Annotated in this window: 14 protein-coding genes and 1 pseudogene; 13 read left to right on the top strand and 2 right to left on the bottom strand. The window is 52.8% G+C overall.

Features of this window, described 5'->3' with window-relative positions:
- The first annotated feature begins 181 nt into the window (after positions 1-181).
- The 10 genes from AV656_RS08785 to AV656_RS08735 all read left to right on the top strand — a co-directional run bounded on the left by AV656_RS08785 (position 182) and on the right by AV656_RS08735 (position 13,037).
- Positions 182-1,234 carry a hypothetical protein gene (locus AV656_RS08785; protein ID WP_063180938.1) on the top strand — a complete coding sequence of 351 codons (1,053 nt, stop codon included), beginning with the start codon at positions 182-184 and terminating at the stop codon, positions 1,232-1,234.
- Positions 1,231-3,249 (top strand): McrB family protein, encoded by a 2,019-nt coding sequence (locus AV656_RS08780; RefSeq protein ID WP_063180936.1) that lies wholly within the window; start codon positions 1,231-1,233, stop codon positions 3,247-3,249. The genes AV656_RS08785 and AV656_RS08780 overlap by 4 nt, the downstream gene beginning before the upstream one ends.
- Positions 3,233-4,972: a DUF2357 domain-containing protein gene (locus tag AV656_RS08775; protein WP_063180935.1), complete on the top strand. Its 1,740-nt coding sequence runs from the start codon at positions 3,233-3,235 to the stop codon at positions 4,970-4,972. Before AV656_RS08780 ends, AV656_RS08775 begins: the two co-directional genes overlap by 17 nt.
- Positions 4,969-5,373, top strand: coding sequence for a hypothetical protein (locus AV656_RS08770; RefSeq protein WP_063180933.1), 405 nt, complete (start codon positions 4,969-4,971; stop codon positions 5,371-5,373). The genes AV656_RS08775 and AV656_RS08770 overlap by 4 nt, the downstream gene beginning before the upstream one ends.
- An 87-nt stretch (positions 5,374-5,460) precedes the next feature.
- Complete coding sequence (locus AV656_RS08765; RefSeq protein ID WP_063180931.1) at positions 5,461-5,682, top strand: DUF2188 domain-containing protein; 222 nt, start codon at positions 5,461-5,463, stop codon at positions 5,680-5,682.
- Between the two features lie 295 nt (positions 5,683-5,977).
- Positions 5,978-8,740, top strand: coding sequence for a Cna B-type domain-containing protein (locus AV656_RS08760; RefSeq protein ID WP_063180929.1), 2,763 nt, complete (start codon positions 5,978-5,980; stop codon positions 8,738-8,740).
- A gap of 13 nt (positions 8,741-8,753) precedes the next feature.
- The gene (locus AV656_RS08755; protein WP_063180927.1) at positions 8,754-10,514 is read left to right on the top strand and encodes a SpaH/EbpB family LPXTG-anchored major pilin; all 1,761 of its coding nucleotides are present in this window, start codon (positions 8,754-8,756) and stop codon (positions 10,512-10,514) included.
- 116 nt (positions 10,515-10,630) lie between these two features.
- Positions 10,631-11,467, top strand: a complete 837-nt coding sequence (locus tag AV656_RS08750; RefSeq protein WP_063180925.1) for a class C sortase — start codon at positions 10,631-10,633, stop codon at positions 11,465-11,467.
- The gene (locus tag AV656_RS08745) at positions 11,454-12,137 is read left to right on the top strand and encodes a class C sortase (protein WP_063180923.1); all 684 of its coding nucleotides are present in this window, start codon (positions 11,454-11,456) and stop codon (positions 12,135-12,137) included. The genes AV656_RS08750 and AV656_RS08745 overlap by 14 nt, the downstream gene beginning before the upstream one ends.
- 543 nt (positions 12,138-12,680) lie before the next feature.
- Positions 12,681-13,037, top strand: coding sequence for an aldolase/citrate lyase family protein (locus AV656_RS08735; protein ID WP_331711553.1), 357 nt, complete (start codon positions 12,681-12,683; stop codon positions 13,035-13,037).
- A 352-nt stretch (positions 13,038-13,389) separates the two neighbouring features.
- Here AV656_RS08735 and AV656_RS08730 read toward each other — a convergent pair whose 3' ends face one another.
- Together AV656_RS08730 and AV656_RS08725 are read right to left on the bottom strand one after the other, a co-directional pair.
- A complete protein-coding gene (locus AV656_RS08730; RefSeq protein WP_063180917.1) occupies positions 13,390-13,755 on the bottom strand; it encodes a hypothetical protein in 366 nt (121 codons plus the stop codon).
- Entirely contained in the window at positions 13,752-14,378 is a 627-nt protein-coding gene (locus tag AV656_RS08725; protein ID WP_063180915.1) for a DUF3990 domain-containing protein, read from the bottom strand. Before AV656_RS08725 ends, AV656_RS08730 begins: the two co-directional genes overlap by 4 nt.
- A 435-nt stretch (positions 14,379-14,813) precedes the next feature.
- Here AV656_RS08725 and AV656_RS08720 point away from each other — a divergent pair, with 435 nt between their 5' ends.
- The 3 genes and pseudogenes from AV656_RS08720 to AV656_RS16125 form a co-directional block, all read left to right on the top strand.
- Entirely contained in the window at positions 14,814-15,083 is a 270-nt protein-coding gene (locus AV656_RS08720) for an NERD domain-containing protein (RefSeq protein ID WP_063180913.1), read from the top strand.
- Positions 15,084-15,085: 2 nt separating this feature from the next.
- Positions 15,086-15,490 (top strand): hypothetical protein, encoded by a 405-nt coding sequence (locus tag AV656_RS08715; RefSeq protein ID WP_063180911.1) that lies wholly within the window; start codon positions 15,086-15,088, stop codon positions 15,488-15,490.
- A gap of 426 nt (positions 15,491-15,916) precedes the next feature.
- A pseudogene (locus tag AV656_RS16125) lies at positions 15,917-16,105 on the top strand (sortase); the annotation flags it as partial.
- Positions 16,106-16,178: the final 73 nt, after the last annotated feature.

Below are 16,178 nucleotides of genomic sequence, written 5' to 3'. Positions count from 1 at the left end.
ACTGGGGAGCGTTACGTGGAGATTCGATAATAGCAGGAGATTCTTGCCCCAGTCGCTTCCCATATCGGGAGGCGTTTTTTTGTGCGGAAAAGGATGCAGTTCCAGTTCTTGAGTGGTCCGAAAGTTCCGAAAAACGGACCCTCTTTATAGTATAATGGAATCAAAAAGGGGGAGTTCGGAATTGAGTGTTGAAGAAGAAAAGTATATGGAAAAAGCATACATAGAATGGCTGCTGTCTGACTTAGGAAATGTACAGTTGGCGGGACTGGCCGTTCTGGTCGACTCAAAAAAAACGATGAAACAATATGAAAAATTGCCGGTGGGGTTTCTTAAAAATCAATTGCTTAAAGCAAAGTCCAGGAAATATCTGAGGGATAAGAAATTCTTGCTGCCGCTGTCCTTTCTGGTGGATGAACCGCAGAGGCAGTGGACGGCGGAGGAGTTGGCCGAAGCGGCGGATGAGCATGGGGTGCCGGTATCCGCAAAAGCCGCAGCCCTGTTCAGCAAAAATTTTCATGAGGAAGCCTATCTCCTTTATGAGCAGCGGGACGAGGAATCCGGGCAGCCGCAGCCTGAACCAGATGCACCAGACCTACATAAAACGGCCCAGGAGCCAGCCGGAGAGAAAAACAATGACAAAAAAGTAGAAAAAAAGCTCCAGAAAAAGATTGATAACCTCAAGCAAGAAAATGATGCTCTCCAAGCCGAAGTGCGGAAGCTAAAGGAAGAGATGAAAGACCGGACGGCCGAATGGATTCTGACGGAAAACAGGCTGAAGCAGGAAGCGGCAGAAGAAAAGAAGCAGCGGATCCAGGCTGAAGAAGCGCTTGAGACGGAAAAGGCTGCCCGCGAAAAAGCGGAAAAGACTGCTGAAGCCCATTCGGAAGAAATGAATGCGCTCAAGTCTGAACTTCATGCAAGGGAACTCTCGGCGGCGGCACCTCAGGAGAGCGCGGCTACTTCCGAAGCAGACGAAATCCGCCTTGCATTTATCGGCGATCCCCGGAACAGGAGACTCGTCTCACAGCCAGGCCTTGAAGTGGACGTGTACACTCTGGAAACCATTGACCGGTATCTGGAAAAGGCGTCTTCCTATGAGAAATGCTATTACCTTTCCTATAAGATCGACGAGGTCGAATTTGAGATGAACGTGCCCGCGGAGTACCGGGAAACGATTATCACGGTGGAGAACTTCAAACAACTTAAAGACAAGATGGGAGAACTAACGATATGAACTGGAACTGGGAACCGTATGCACTCGGAGTATTGGCTGAAGACGGGTATGCCACGAACTACTACTCATCAATATTCGTCAATAATGCAAATGACCTGCAATGTTCAATCCGCATCATCTCGGGCATGCCCAATAGCTTTCCGAGCAACCAGCGGACGGTGACGGTGTATGGGACGGAATTCGAAGAACATGGATTCGAGGATGAGCACTTCGACCGGACCTACAGAGTCAACAGCCTGAAGGAGTTCCTCAGCGATATGCTGCTGGTGTTCCAGGTGGATCGCAAATCCACGCCACGCGGGGATTTCTATAACGCCCGCAACATCCAACTGATACCGAAAAAGTCTTCTTTCCAGGAAGACATGAGCTTCACCCCGATACCGGTGTTCACGGAAAAGAAGCAGCGGACATCCGGACAGGATACGCCATGGGAGCCGTTCGTCAAAAACTTGGCCGAAGGCACCTATGTCGGACGAAATGACCACATTTCCAAAGAACTGGACGACACCCCGGGCTTCCTGCTTTACCGGACAGCCCAATCCGAATACTACGCTGCCGGGGAGTTTGACGGCCATCATCACGCACACGGGGGATTCAGTTTTACAAGTGAGGAAGAGGCGATCCGCCATGCGGTGATCAGCCGCGACATCACGGATGAAATCTACTTTTTCCAGGACGTGGCGTTTGTCGGACTCGACGAGGAACAACGTATCCTTTCCGAAATCCAGTCCGGCCGGCCGATCACGGACATCATCAGTTCGCCCCAGCCTGCAGTCCGCGAAAATGCCGCGGTGGAAGCAGCGGCAACGATCCTGCAGGAAAAGGAAGCCGGACAAGTGCTCACAGCTACTTTGCCGGCAACCGAAAAACCGGCCGCCCAGTCCACGCCCGCGCCTGACCCGGAAGAGAAAACTCCGGAAGAACTGTTCATGAACCAGTTCATCGCCGAAACGAAGCGGATGAACCTCGTCTACAACCTGGAGGATCTGTACAACTTCCACACATGTGTGAAGTCGGGCAGTCTGACGATCCTTGCGGGCATGAGTGGAACCGGGAAGTCACAGCTGATCAATGCTTACCAGCGGGGCCTCCACATCGACTCCGGGAAATTCCTCATGATTCCGGTGAGCCCGACATGGACCGATGACACCGACCTGATCGGCTATCCGGACATGATGAACAACGTCTACCGCCCGGCGGAGAGCGGCCTCGTGAATCTGCTGATCGAGGCTGATAAAAACCGGTCCGAGACATTCATCGTCTGCTTTGACGAGATGAACCTTGCGAAAGTCGAGCATTACTTCTCGCAATTCCTGTCTGTGCTCGAGATGGAAAGAGGCCGGCGGAAGCTGAAGCTTTACAACCGGGACCTCCAGAACAAATTCTACAATGGCGACTATTATCCGCCCGAAGTGCAGATCGGGGAGAATGTCATCTTCACCGGTACAGTCAACCTTGACGAAAGCACCCACCAGTTCAGCGACAAAGTGCTGGACCGGGCAAACCTCATCAAACTGGACGTTATGCCGTTCCGTCGTCTTCTTGAAGAAGAGCCAGCCGGGGAAAAGGCGGAGCCGAAGCTGAAGACATCGTTCGCCGTCCATGAATTTGTCGTCCAGGACCGGAAGATGGGGCTGACCGGTGAAGAGCTGGACTTCCTTTGGGATGTGCACGAAGCGCTCCGGGAGCTGTCGGACAACCAGGGCATCGGGCCGCGGATCGTCAAACAGATCGATTCGTACCTCAAGAACATCGGAAATCTTCCGGATTGCCCGATCGACCGGGGAACCGCATTTGACCTGCAGTTCACTCAGCGGGTCATGCCGAAGCTCCGCGGATCCGAAGACCTGCTTTCGCAGCTGATCGGGCGGTACGACCATGAACGAAAAGCAGCCGGACAATCCGTGCTGACCGAACTATTCGACAAATACGGTGAGGTATCGGACTTTACCCGATCACGCCGGATGGCTGCCGAGAAAGCGAAAGAGCTGATGCGCAATGGCTACGCATTTTAACGTCAGGTTCGTCGAACGGTACGGAACGGCCGAACATATCGTGGAATGCGATCATTTCCGCAAAAGCGGGGAAGAAGGGTATCTGACGGAGGAGCGGCTGCTTACGGAAAATACCGTGTTGGAGATTGAATTCCAGGCATCGCCCGGGACAAAGCTTTACTTTGACGGACTGGACCAGATGGAGCGTGCCTACGTTGAAGAGGACGGCGACGGGCTGTATTTGCGGCCGAGGGATACCCCATACGTCCTGTACAATCCGAACATCCGGAATAACAGCCCTTATCCGTTCATTCCCGGCACGTACTTCCTGAAGGTCGTCACGCCGGAAAATGAAGAATTTGAAGCGAGGACAAGGGTGACGACGAAGCGGGTGACGGAAGACCAGCACGGCCTGATGATTGACGAGATCGAGGACGCCGTCCGCGGATTGTCACGGCACGCGCTGAGGAAGCGGAGTATCTACAGCGTGGCTGCGCTTGATATTTTCGGGCCGGGACGGATCGATGAGTATTCGGTGATCCTGTCCAACAAGGAGAAGATCATCTCCGGCCTGTCGTTCATCCGAAAGACCCGGCGCTACTCGGTCGTGAAGCGCCATCCGGTCATTCCAAGAGCCAAGGCGAAAAAGATTGATGCCAAATCAGTCAAATACCTGATGATGCACCCGGAACAGCAGAGCACCATCCAGGCACCCGTCTCCCACCTGACTTACGATGTGCCGGAAAACCGCTGGGTCAAAGGAATCGCCCAGCTGTTGCTCCGATACGTCAATGAGATGGCAGCCTGCTTCCTCACGCCCTACAACCCGAACTACGACCGGGTCCGGGCAAAAGAACTCCGCCAAGAGCTTGCGGTGATCGAGGGCCACCTGACCGACTTCCTGCATGACCGTTGGATGGCAGACGTCCAGGCGACCACTTCCGGGCAGATCCCGATGGCCCTTTTCCAGATCGGGCCCTTCCGCGTGTTTCTTCAGATCTATCATCATCTGAAGAAAGGCGGCCGCCCCGACGTGTCACGGCCAAGACTCCAGTTCCACCACAAGCGGTCGGACCTGCTGTATGAAATCTGGGGGTACATGAAAGTGGTCGGCTTCCTCCGGGACGAAGGCTACGGCGTCGTGAAAAACTGGTTCCGGACGGACGGCTCCACCTTGGATGACACGATCGTCCATGACCGGGAGGCCTCGGATTACGTGGAACTCGTCAAAGACGACACGCTCATCCGGGTGTTCTATGACGACCAACTGCCGAGAAGAAAGCGGGACCTGAATCCGCTCAAGACGCTCCAGACAATGACGAAAAACCGGCCCGACTGCCGACTGGATGTCTGGAAAACCGGCAAGTTTCTGGGCACCCTCATCTTGGACTTTAAATACCGAAGGAAAGACTATCTTTGGAGCGAGGCCCGCCTTGAAAAAGGTACACCGCTTGCTGTCATGACCCAGCTGGAGGCTTACGCCCAATCCATGCAGACTGACACAGAACAGCTGAACGGCCATGCTGACACCCTCATCAACGCCCGGCCAGTCACCGAGGTGTGGGCGGTCTACCCGGTAAAGGGAGAGCATCCCGGAAAGACGAAGAAAGTCGAAGACTATGATATCCACCTTGTAGAACTGAGTCCTGGCTCGGATCACGGGTATTTTGGAGAAAAACTTATGACTGCGATCGGCAAGATTCTGGAGCGCGAAGCCTCACCACATGGAGGAATCGGAGAGTGAAATACGTAGAGCTCGACTTCACCCCGCAGCTGGAGCGGACGATCAGGCAAAAGGAAGAAACACTGGAAATGCTGCTGAAGGCAACCATGGAGAAGTACCGGCCCCAATTTGAACAAAAGGGGATGGAACTTGACGCCGAACTGGATAGGACAAAAGATGAGCTGTTCGAACCGGGTTATGAATCCTCACTTTCATTGGCGGTACTTGACCGGGACGGCGAACTGGAAGAACTGCACTTCATCTCCATCTGGGCCTGCCGCCGAGTGTTCCTCGGCCTGTGGGTGAACCTCCCGCTGCCGGGAAGCCGGATCACCGGTGAACTCCTTGATGAATCGGAAGAGGAAATCCGGCTGGAGCTGCAGGAATTCCTGCAGGAATACCTCGAGGAAGAAGACGAATAAAGCCACCGGCAGACGCCGGTGGCTTTTACCTTGGAAACCTGAAATCAGGGTATAGACGGGTAAACGATAGCGAAAGGACTGAGACGCATGGGCAAAAATCAGCATGTCATCCCGGTGGACGGCGGATGGGCCGTGAAAGCGGAAGGGGCATCGGAGCCGTCCCATACTGTCGGCACCCAGCAGGAAGCCTTCGAGATCGGACGCGACATCGCCAAAAAGGAACGCTCCGAGCTGCTGATCCATGGCGAAGACGGGAAAATCCGGGAGCGGAACACATACGGAAAAGACCCGTACCCGCCGGAAGGTTAATGAAGGGACAGACAGGTGATCACTCACCGGCCAAAGGTAAAACACACACTCGCATCATCGTAAATGAGCCGTCGCTGCCTCCGATTGGAGGACAGCGCGGCTTTTTTGCTTTACCGTCACCTGATGGTGGTGCAAAAGACCTTTCGTTAAAGTTCAACTTTAAAAACTTTTATTCTATTTTAGGCATAAATCCCTCTTAAGTTTCATAAATATGGGTATGTAGGGCTTGTTTTGCTCTATCAGAGAAACAGTTTAAGAGACTACCTGTGACTCAGGTATGAAAGGAGGAGGGATCATGTCGAGATTAAAGGGGCTATCCGCTGCACTGGCTGTTCTATTGGTCCTGCAGCTGATGGTTCCGGTTTTCGGAAATCTTGGCGGATCGGCATCCGCACAGTCGGATGATGCCGGGCGGATCAAGGTTGAGAAAACAGCACAGACCGAAGAAAGTGTACAGTGGCGGGTGACCGTTAACGCCTCCGGTGCTGAGCATGAGGGCATCCAGACGAACATCAGCCTCGGAGCGGGTCTGTCGCCGGCCGACATTACAGGCACCGGGGACGCCCAGGTTTCCAAGACCGGGGACGGTTATGCGGTCCAGTCCCCGCCAGGCACCGGAACGTTGGCATTCACCGTGAAGGCGACCGTCACCAGCCCGGACCAGGCCATCCTTGAGATCAAAGCCGTCGTCGCCTATCCGGACGGAACCTACCAGGCATCCGACCGCACCGAGGCGATCAAGCCGGAGGTCAAGGAAGAGGACAAACCGGCTGTGGAACCGGCTGAAAAGACGGCCGAAAAGCAGGATGCCAAAACAGAGGAGCCGGTGAAGAAGGAAACCGCAGAACAGGCCGATCAACCGGCAAAAGAAGCTGCACAACCGGCTGAAGAGAAGAAGCCTTCTGCAGAGGAAGCCGCTCCAGCGGAAAAGCCTGCAGAACAGCCAGTGAAAGAACCATCCGGAAAAGAAAGCGCACCGGAGAAATCGGCGGATTCAACGGCAGAGAAACAAGAATCAGCACCGGCTGAAGAAACGCCATCAAAAGATGATCCCGCTCCTGAAGCAGGCAAGACCAAGGAAGTTGCAGTCAAAAAGGAAATCATCGTGGGCACGACAGCGCCAGTTGCGGTAGAGGCGGACATGATGACCCCGATGGCGATTGCGACACCCGGTACCTATACGCCGGATCCCAACGCAATTGTGGTCCCGACCAAACTGGAAGGCATCTCAACGAACGCCCACACGATTCCGCATCTGATGTGGATCAGTAACGGCAAGGTTCATGTAGCGGTGAAATCAACGCATGCACTGCAATATATGCAATTTTATCCGGGAAAAACAAATGTCGCCCAAAGCAACACATTCGATGAATACAATGCTTGGGTCGACATTAAAGTGGGCGGAACAGTGTATCCGCCGGACGGGCTGAACGGCAACACAAAAGACTCTCACTGGACCGTGTTCAAGTTTAATTCGTCTGATCTTTTCTTGCTGGATAACCAGAGCATCCCGTTCTTCATCAAAGGGATCGGTGGCGGGCATGACGTTGGCGGCAATCTCATCGTCACCGTTCCAATGCAATCCGTAACCGGCAATAAAGTCTGGGTCGGAGGAACCGAGCGGCCTGCCATCACGCTACAGCTAATTGCCCAGGCACCAGGCGAGGCCAAACGGACTCTCGGAACGAAGGTCGTCAATGGGACGGAAACGCCGGCCTGGACGCACACATGGACCGATATTCCCAAGTACAATCCGTTCGGCAGTCCATACACTTTCACCGTCGACGAAGCATCCGTCCCACCTAACTACAAGAAAACACTAGATAAGCTGACCGTCACGAACACGTATGCCCCCGAACAGCTGACGATCAACGTCAACAAAGTCTGGATCGGGCCAAAGGGAGAGTCGGTCACGATCAGGCTCTTCGCCAACGGAACGGATTCCGGCAAGACACTCACCCTTGATCCAAAGAACAACTGGACCGGGTCGTTCACCGTGAACAAGTTCCACGACAAGACCGGAGAACCCATCGCCTACACGGTCAAAGAAGTGCCGGTGCCGGGATACACTACCCAACTGAGCGGATCTGTAACAAACGGGTTCACGTTCACGAATACGCACAACGGCACGATCGACATCAAGGTAGACAAAGTATGGATCGGCCCGGCAGCGGAGTCGGTGACGGTCAATCTCCTGGCAGACGGCACTCCGACGGGGAAGAGCCTCGTTCTCACTGAAAAGAACGGCTGGGGAAGCACTTTCGAAGGACTCCGGAAGTATGACGCAAAAACCGGAGCGGAGATTGTCTACACCGTAAAAGAAGTCCCGGTGCCTGGCTATTCATCGGACATCAGAGGAACTGCAGATACGGGCTTCACCATCACCAATACAAACGACGCGACAACAAGCGTCGACGTCCGCAAAGAATGGGTCGGTTCTGAAGCAGGACCGGTCACGATCGAGCTTCTTGCAGACGGCGAGGAGACCGGGAAAACCGTCATCCTGAGCGGAGAAAACAACTGGTCAAGCACCTTCGCCGACCTCCGAAAGTACGATGCCAAAACCGGCAAGACAATCAGCTACAGCGTGACGGAACCGGAAGTGCCGGAGCGGTACAAAGTTTCCTACAGCACCGGTTCAAATGGCGAGTTCGTCGTCACGAACACAGCAATTACCGGTTCGCTTACCGTCACGAAAGTTGACGAAGCGGGTGATCCGCTCGCGGGGGCCGAGTTCGAGCTCCGGGACCAGGACGGAAAAGTCATTGCCGGAACAAGCGGTGCAGACGGAAAGATTCTCTTTGAAAACCTGGACTGGGGCAGTTACCTGCTCGTCGAGACGAAGGCGCCGGAAGGTTACCGCCTCCTGACGAAACCGCTCGAGATCGAAATTGGTGCAGACCAGCTGAACCCCGAACGGACGGTCGAAAACACCCCGACCGACTGGGAACTCCCGGCTACCGGCGGAATCGGCACGATCCCGTTCTATATGGTGGGGTTACTGGTCATGGCAGTGGCGATGTTGCTGATGTTGAAGAAAAAGAGATTGTATGAGTGAGAGGAGAATGGAAATGACGAAACACCGGAAAAAATCGCTCCGCCTCTGGTCTGCGTTGCTGCTGTTCATGGCACTGATGATCCCTCAGCTGGCATTTGCCTACACGGTATCTGGTGACCCGGCAAACCCGAGCCTCACCATCCATAAATTCGAGCAGGAGCCGGATGAGAGGACTGGCAAAGAAGGAACCGGCGACGCCGGTCAGGAGGCAGAGGGCGAACCTGTCGAAGGTGTCGAGTTCACCCTGACCCAGACGCACAGTTATAATCCAGAAAACGACACATGGACTGAGGTAAACGGTACTGAGATTAAAGGCATGACAGGTTCTGACGGAAAAATCACTTTTACCAAGGCGGACGGCCTTAAGCTTGGCCGATATAAAGTGAAAGAAACCAACGGTCCCGATCACATTCTCCTGAACCCAGATACCTTCTTCGTTGATATCCCTATGACGAACAAGAAAGGCGATGCGCTCAACTACAACGTCCACATCTATCCGAAAAACGAAACAATCCGATCGGACGTGAAACTGAAAAAAGTTGATGGAAAAGGTACGCCGCTTGCAGGCGTCACGTTCCAGCTCTTCAATAAAGACGGCTCGGGAGCCCTTGACAACAATGGCGATCCGATTCCGGCGCGAGACACAGATGCCAACGGCATGATCCATATCACAGGACTTGCAGCCGGCAAGTACTACTTCCAGGAAACCGATGTACCAACGGGCTACGCGCTGAACGAGACAAAAATCTGGTTTACGATTCAGAAAGAAAATAAGGACAGCCAAAAACCCGAAGTAGTTTGGGATGGGTTTGATCGGTTTGTGGATAGTGAAGGAACCGTAACCAACCATGAAGTTCCGACGATTGACAAGGACGCCAACGGGCACGAAGAGCTTGATATGGATCGCGATAAAGTTTTCAACTATAACATCACGATTGACGCTCCTAAGGACATCGACCGATACAAAGACCTCATCATAACCGATGTTCTCGACAACCGGCTAGAGTTTATGGGGGACTGGTCTGTAGTGAGCGGTGCCTCCAATGAAGACTTCACATTCACTCAGGACGGCCAGACGCTCAAGTGGACTGCGAAACCTTCCCAGCTCAAAGGAGGCAAAATTAAAATTACCTTCAACGCAAAAATCAAGCCGGATGCCATAGCGGAAACCGGCATTGAAAACACAGCCCAGCTCGACTTCGACAACAATTTTGGCTGGAGAACAATAAACAAACCGACGACAACACCTGAATATCCTAAAAACCCACCGATCGTCACACCAACACAAGGCGATCTTAACGTTCTCAAGATAGATGCTGCGGACGATAAGGCGCTATCCGGAGCGGAGTTCAAGCTCACCTCTGATGAAGCCGGCAACAACATCATCGACACATCGGCAATGGGTGATGTCGTTAAGTTGAACGAAACGACTTACAATGGCCTCCTTCAGAACCTGACGACAGACGGTAAAGGTACATTTAACATTACCGGCCTCACACCGGGCACGTACTATCTCCACGAGACAAAGGCGCCGACGTACACGGACGGCGAGGGCAAGCTGAAGTCCTATCGTATCCTGACCAAGGCAATCAAAGTTGAAATTGTGAACAAAAATCTGACAGAAACCAAGGTCAAAAACTCCAAGTCCGCCTGGGTCCTCCCAACAACCGGTGGTCTCGGAACCACACTCTTCACGGGAATCGGCCTCATGCTCATGATGAGTGCATCCGTGCTCTTCATGCGCCGCCGCCAAACAGAAACGGAAGAAGACTGATGTAAAAGGGGGAGAAACCTTTTCTCCCCCGTTTTGTTTTTATTGAAGACCGGTCCACGGGTGGACGGGTGTTCAATAAAAATGAGCGACGAGTTTGAGGATGGGGTGGGGGACACATGAAGAAAAAAATCGTGCTGGCAGTGATATTCCTGATCGGGCTTGGGGTGTTTGCCTATCCGATTGTCTCCAACCTCTTTTCCACTCAGGTCCACCAGTCCGTCGTCAGTGAGTATGACAAGACGGTCAAAGGCATGACCGCCGAGGAGCTCCAGCTGGAAAAGGAGAAAGCGGATCGTCACAATGAGGAACTTGCCGGGATGGATCACGAATTCGTCGATCCATTTTTGGAAACGGCAGGTTCTGGAGAAGATGAAGAAAGCCGCAGTTATTATGATGCCCTGAACATCGGGCCAGCGATCGGTTCTTTAGAGATTCCAAAGATCGGTGCCGATCTGCCCATCTACCACGGTACGAGCGAGGAGGTGCTGTCACAGGGGGTCGGCCACCTCGAGCAATCATCGCTTCCGACCGGCAAACCCGGCACACACAGCGTCCTGACGGCCCACCGCGGGCTTCCGACAGCGAAGATGTTCCGCCACCTGAATCGGATGGAAATCGGAGACAAGTTTTACGTAAAGGTACTCGATGAAACGATGGCGTACGAGGTGCAGCATATCGAGGCGGTCCTTCCCGATGAAACCGGCTGGCTTCAGATGAAGGAAGGCGAAGAGCTCGTCACACTGCTTACATGCGACCCGTACATGATCAATACCCATCGCCTGCTCGTTACCGGCAAGCGTGTCCCGTTTGAACCGGAAGACGAGGAACAGATCGCCGCACTGGAAGAGGAGCTGCAGTGGCATGTCTATGCACTTGCCGCGCTCGCCCTGCTCATTGTCGGATACATCTTCTACCTGATCAGAAAGAAGGTGGCGAAACGTGAAGAAGTATAAGGGAATCATCCTGCTGTTCGCCGCCGGGCTTCTGATCATGGCTTATCCTCACATTGCCCAGCTGGTCAACCGCGAACTGCAAGAGCGGCAGGCGGAGGATTTCAGGACGGCACTGGACGGCATGTCCGATTCAGATATCACCGAACTAATGGAGCGGGCCCGCCGGTACAATGACGAGATTCACAACGACCTTGATGGGTTGCATGATCCGTGGGGGGACCAGCAGGCACTCATGGTCTCGTATAGTGAAACGATGGGATTTGGCGACGAGGATGCTTTCGGTGCGCTTGAAATCCCGAAGCTTAACCTTCATACCCCGATCTACCTGGGCTCTTCCGACGCCGTGCTCAACAAAGGGGTCGGCCAGGTGGAAGGATCCTCGCTTCCGCTCGGCGGAACCGGTACCCATACGGTACTCGCCGGCCACCGCGGCATGTGGACGAAAACCATGTTCCGCCACTTAGACAAACTCCGGCCCGGCGACGTCTTTTATATCCATACGATGGACGGCATGCTCACCTACCGGGTCACCTCCCAGCAAATCATCTATCCCGACGAGACCGACTCCCTCGAAATCCAGGAGGGTAAAGACCTCGCCACCCTCCTCACCTGCCACCCGTACCCGCAAAACTACCAGAGGCTGTTGGTGCATGCGGAGCGGGAGCGATAAGAAGGCGTACCTGATTGTTTATGGGTGGGAACTTAAACCGACTTCGTGGGCATCCATGAGGATGAGGTAAGAACTCATCCACCTCTTAGTGGGAACTAACACTCTAATGCCCAAGTGAAAAGGGAAGGGACTGCCGATTGGCAGTCCCATTTATATTTCCTGCCTGGCCGTCCTCCGTGGTTTGGAAGCGAGAAAACCGCTGGCGGGATGTAGAAACCCCGGTAGGCCAGATCCAGGCTCTGCTGCGGCCGGCGACATTCGAAACGTTTGAAGCCAGGATGGACCCGATCCCGCGTATGTGGGAGAACACAACGAGAAAATTCTAGCCGAACTCGGATTTTCAGAATTGGAGATTGCACAGTACGGACGAGAGAAAGTGGCGGGTGGGAAGTGATGAAGTTGAAATCGTTGATGTTCGTAGCGGGAAACAGTGAAAAGCATCTGAAGAAGAGGCGGGCAGGGTAGACGCGGATGCTCTGATCATTGACCTGGAATATGCTGTGGCTCCGGAAGATAAAGAAGGGGCCCGCGATGTGCATCTGAATTCCTGAAGATGGGAAGCAAGTCCGCTTATTTGAGGGTGAAACGCTTTATTTTCTGGATAAGCTGAGCCTGGTCTGGAATCACCAGTCTTCCTGCCTGAAAGAAATCATGCTTCCGAAAACCAATGACGAGCATGACCTGATTCTCGTCGACCGTTTGCTGGATTCAAAGGGGATCGGAAAAGACTTTGAAGTGATCCCTCTCCTGGAAACAGCAGCAGGAATCCAAAATGTCAGCAGAATCGCTGCGGCAAGCAGCAGAGTCAAGCGCATGGCATTCGGCTCCATCGATTTTGCTCTTGATATTGGTGCAGGGCAGTCGGAAAACGGATCCAGGTGCTCGAGCTGGACCCGATGATCAGCATGCTGTTTATTGTCATCGCTTCCACCCGAGTGCGGCAACCACAACGTTGCTGGCAGTGGTATACGACGCGGAGCCCGGACTGGTGTCGAGCAATAAACTGGTAACCACGTTATTGAGTATTATTACATTGTCCATTCTGTTGAGTGTAGGGATGTGAATAAGGTTTCCGGCTAAGCTGGAAACCTTATTTTGTTGGAGGTTCAGTGAACGGTGGAGGATGGGAGGTAGTCATTCGCTTGGGGAAGGTGGTCATTCAGGGGGTAGGAGGTGGTTCGTTTCTTTCGAGAGTGGTTAGTGGGATGGAACTAAAAAAAGCAGCTCTCTTTAAGTACAAGAGAAGCTGCGGTTACTTGCTGTAGTGTGAAGAGGATTCTGCTCTGTGAGCATTTGGATGACTCGCACGCGCAATCTTAATTGCAGTGCCTTTGGGACCGATAATGACTCGCCGATTTTGATGATTGCCAGTGACTGAGCGGAAATTGTGTTTGCCCGTAGTTTTTGGTTTGAGTGAACGGATCAGCTCTTCGGCGACTTCCCCGGGGGTAGCAAAATCGTAGTCGCTGGTGTTTGAGGTGAACTTCTGTTGGAAGCGAGTAACTCTTAGTATTCTGCGTGCTTCCTCGGGACTGCGACCAAGTGTTTTGACCATATATGAGTAAACCTCTGGGGCATAAGCTTGATAGAGTTCCTCAGGTGTAAAGTCAGGTTTCATTTCAGATGCCCTCCTTTTAGGACCGTGATTTTGGTTCTGGTCAGCATGGAATTCACATCATATTGATTTTTGAAGACAAATTGATCGTTAGAAGGGAAATCAAATCCAGCACTCACACGTTCAAGCAATAAGACTTGATCCGTTTCCGTTATGGGATTGGTCTTTTCGAATTTTTTAACTGTGGCCATGAAAGCTGGGAAACCGTCAGCCAACGGTCCATAAATAATATCATGATATCCGGGAAATCTATTTGGATAGTGCAATCTGGACTTCTCTTTTGTAGGACACTTATTACTGAGAATGAAGCCGAGCCAATCTTCATCAGGTTCTTTAAACACCAATATAGAATATCGGTTATTCATATATGCGGGATTAAGCTTGTAAGTAAATACGATTGGCAATGAGCCAGTATTCCGATTGGCTGCTTTCTGCGCATTGCTGGCTGCAACTGAATAACTGCTGCTTACATAGAAGCCTTGCCCAAAGTCTTTGGTTGCTTGAGACCTACTGCTATCAATTCCTTTAAGCAGTGATGGGAAGAAATGAGAGCTCGTACCGTGGTACAAATACTCCAATCGCTGAGGGTCATGAAATTTATTGAGTGTATTTATAATTTCCCCCATTCTACCCCTCCTAATCACGAAACATTCTTACTGTTAATCGTACTTTGTTCTGGCAGATTGAGCAAGGCTTGTATTAATAGTGAGAAGTTGTAATTCGGCTGAGCATGGTGATAATTCAGGGTTGGGAGGTGGTTCGTTGTAATTAGGGAGCGTTTGGTGGGGATTGGACAATAGTTTGGGGTGACGAGGATGACACTAATCGTCATTTGGTTTTCGGTGCAGCCGAAAACCTTCCCTCAAAGGTCTCATTTTTGAAATTTGGAAAGTGAATACTATTGCCTCAAACGCAGTCAAGACACGGAGTATGCACTTTTGCACTTGGTATCACTCTCCGGCAAAATCCAATTTCCCTAAAAAATACATGATCAAATTCAGAATATGCCCATTCGCCAGCGCGCGGCCCAACTGCTATCCTGCCCCCAAGGTAGGGTCATCATGGAGGTCAAACGGGGCTATCCAATCTACCTGTACGCACTGGAGCGGATGCAGATTAGGCTACCGGAAAACCACCCGAAGCGGCAGTCGTTCGCGGATGAGCTGGCTGTTGCGAAAGCAGGGTATCAGGGTGAGCTGGAGGTGGACCGGCTTCTCCGCCGGACGAAGCTGGAAGGACAGGTAAAGGTGCTGAAGGCTCTAGAGGTACAGATGGATGAGGAACAAATCATCCAAATCGATACACTTGTACTGACGACGCATGGAATCTGATCTTGAAGGCGAAGCGGATCTGGGGGACGCTCATCTACCGGGAGAATCCGCGTCGCCTGGAGCGCCAAAATGAGGATGGGACGATTCTGACGATGAAGTGCCCGATACTACAGTTGGAGTCGCAAGTTGCAGCTGTTAGGGAGTGGCTGGGCCGACGGGAAATCGCTCTTCCAGTGGACGGGCGGATTGCATTCACTTACCAGAACACATGGGAAGGCTTGCCGGACGGCACGCCCATTCTCCCGGCGAGGGAGGTGCCGTTTTATCTGGCGCGTGAATGCGCATTAACGGAGCTATACATCGATGAAAAGACGTTCGACCACGTTGCTGGTATGCATGCGCTCGAGCGCTATCGCTTCGACCGGTTCCCCTTATGCACGAAATTCGATGTGAATCCGAATGGCTGATCCGGGGATGGGTGTGCGGCCGATGCGGAATGAAGATGAAGCGGGATTCAGAACGGAAGGTGTCTTGTGGGCCGTGCAAGACTGCGATGAAGTCGGATTACGGCGAGGTGATCCTCGATTGGCTGCTTCTCATCCGCCCCACGATCAGTAATCTACAGCTGAGAAAGTTTCTGGGGATTAAGGATAAGCATGCGGCGAGCCGCATATTACGGATGTTTGATTTGAAGAAGGACGGTAAGTCTGTGAAGAGGGTGTACCGATTGGACTTAATGAGTGGATTGGATGGGGTCCGGCTCCGGCGGAAGGGAACGGGTGTTAAAGAATCGTAGGTGGGAGCCCGCGTATGATTGGTCGCGACAGAAGGGGATGAAGGTGGCAGCTCGAGTCGGTCGAGGTAGTAGCTCATAAGGATTCCTCCGCCCCAGCGACGTCTTCTACATTCATACGATGGACGGCAAGCTCACCTACCGGGTCACCTCCCAGCAAATCATCTATCCCGACGAGACGGACTCGCTCGAAATCCAGGAAGGCAAAGACCTCGCCACCCTCCTCACCTGCCATCCGTACCCGCAAAACTACCAGCGGCTGCTGGTGCATGCAGAGCGGGAACAATAAGAAGGCGTCCACTTGCGGGCGCCTTTTATTGTGGCTAGAATTACCTCTGATTCTCCTCAGGTTATTGGTGGCC

Origin of the sequence: Bhargavaea cecembensis (assembly GCF_001619585.1) — a bacterium.
Lineage (GTDB): Bacteria > Bacillota > Bacilli > Bacillales_A > Planococcaceae > Bhargavaea > Bhargavaea cecembensis_A.
This window is presented reverse-complemented; position numbering and strand designations above follow the sequence as displayed.

What these genes read in the sequence shown, in the direction of transcription:
- AV656_RS08750 (WP_063180925.1), top strand. Translation starts at nt 10,631, where the DNA reads ATGAAGAAAAAAATCGTGCTGGCAGTGATATTCCTGATCGGGCTTGGG.
- AV656_RS08760 (WP_063180929.1), top strand. Translation starts at nt 5,978, where the DNA reads ATGTCGAGATTAAAGGGGCTATCCGCTGCACTGGCTGTTCTATTGGTC.
- AV656_RS08775 (WP_063180935.1), top strand. Translation starts at nt 3,233, where the DNA reads ATGGCTACGCATTTTAACGTCAGGTTCGTCGAACGGTACGGAACGGCC.
- AV656_RS08720 (WP_063180913.1), top strand. Translation starts at nt 14,814, where the DNA reads ATGGAGGTCAAACGGGGCTATCCAATCTACCTGTACGCACTGGAGCGG.
- AV656_RS08725 (WP_063180915.1), bottom strand. Translation starts at nt 14,378, where the DNA reads ATGGGGGAAATTATAAATACACTCAATAAATTTCATGACCCTCAGCGA.
- AV656_RS08765 (WP_063180931.1), top strand. Translation starts at nt 5,461, where the DNA reads ATGGGCAAAAATCAGCATGTCATCCCGGTGGACGGCGGATGGGCCGTG.
- AV656_RS08730 (WP_063180917.1), bottom strand. Translation starts at nt 13,755, where the DNA reads ATGAAACCTGACTTTACACCTGAGGAACTCTATCAAGCTTATGCCCCA.
- AV656_RS08780 (WP_063180936.1), top strand. Translation starts at nt 1,231, where the DNA reads ATGAACTGGAACTGGGAACCGTATGCACTCGGAGTATTGGCTGAAGAC.
- AV656_RS08755 (WP_063180927.1), top strand. Translation starts at nt 8,754, where the DNA reads ATGACGAAACACCGGAAAAAATCGCTCCGCCTCTGGTCTGCGTTGCTG.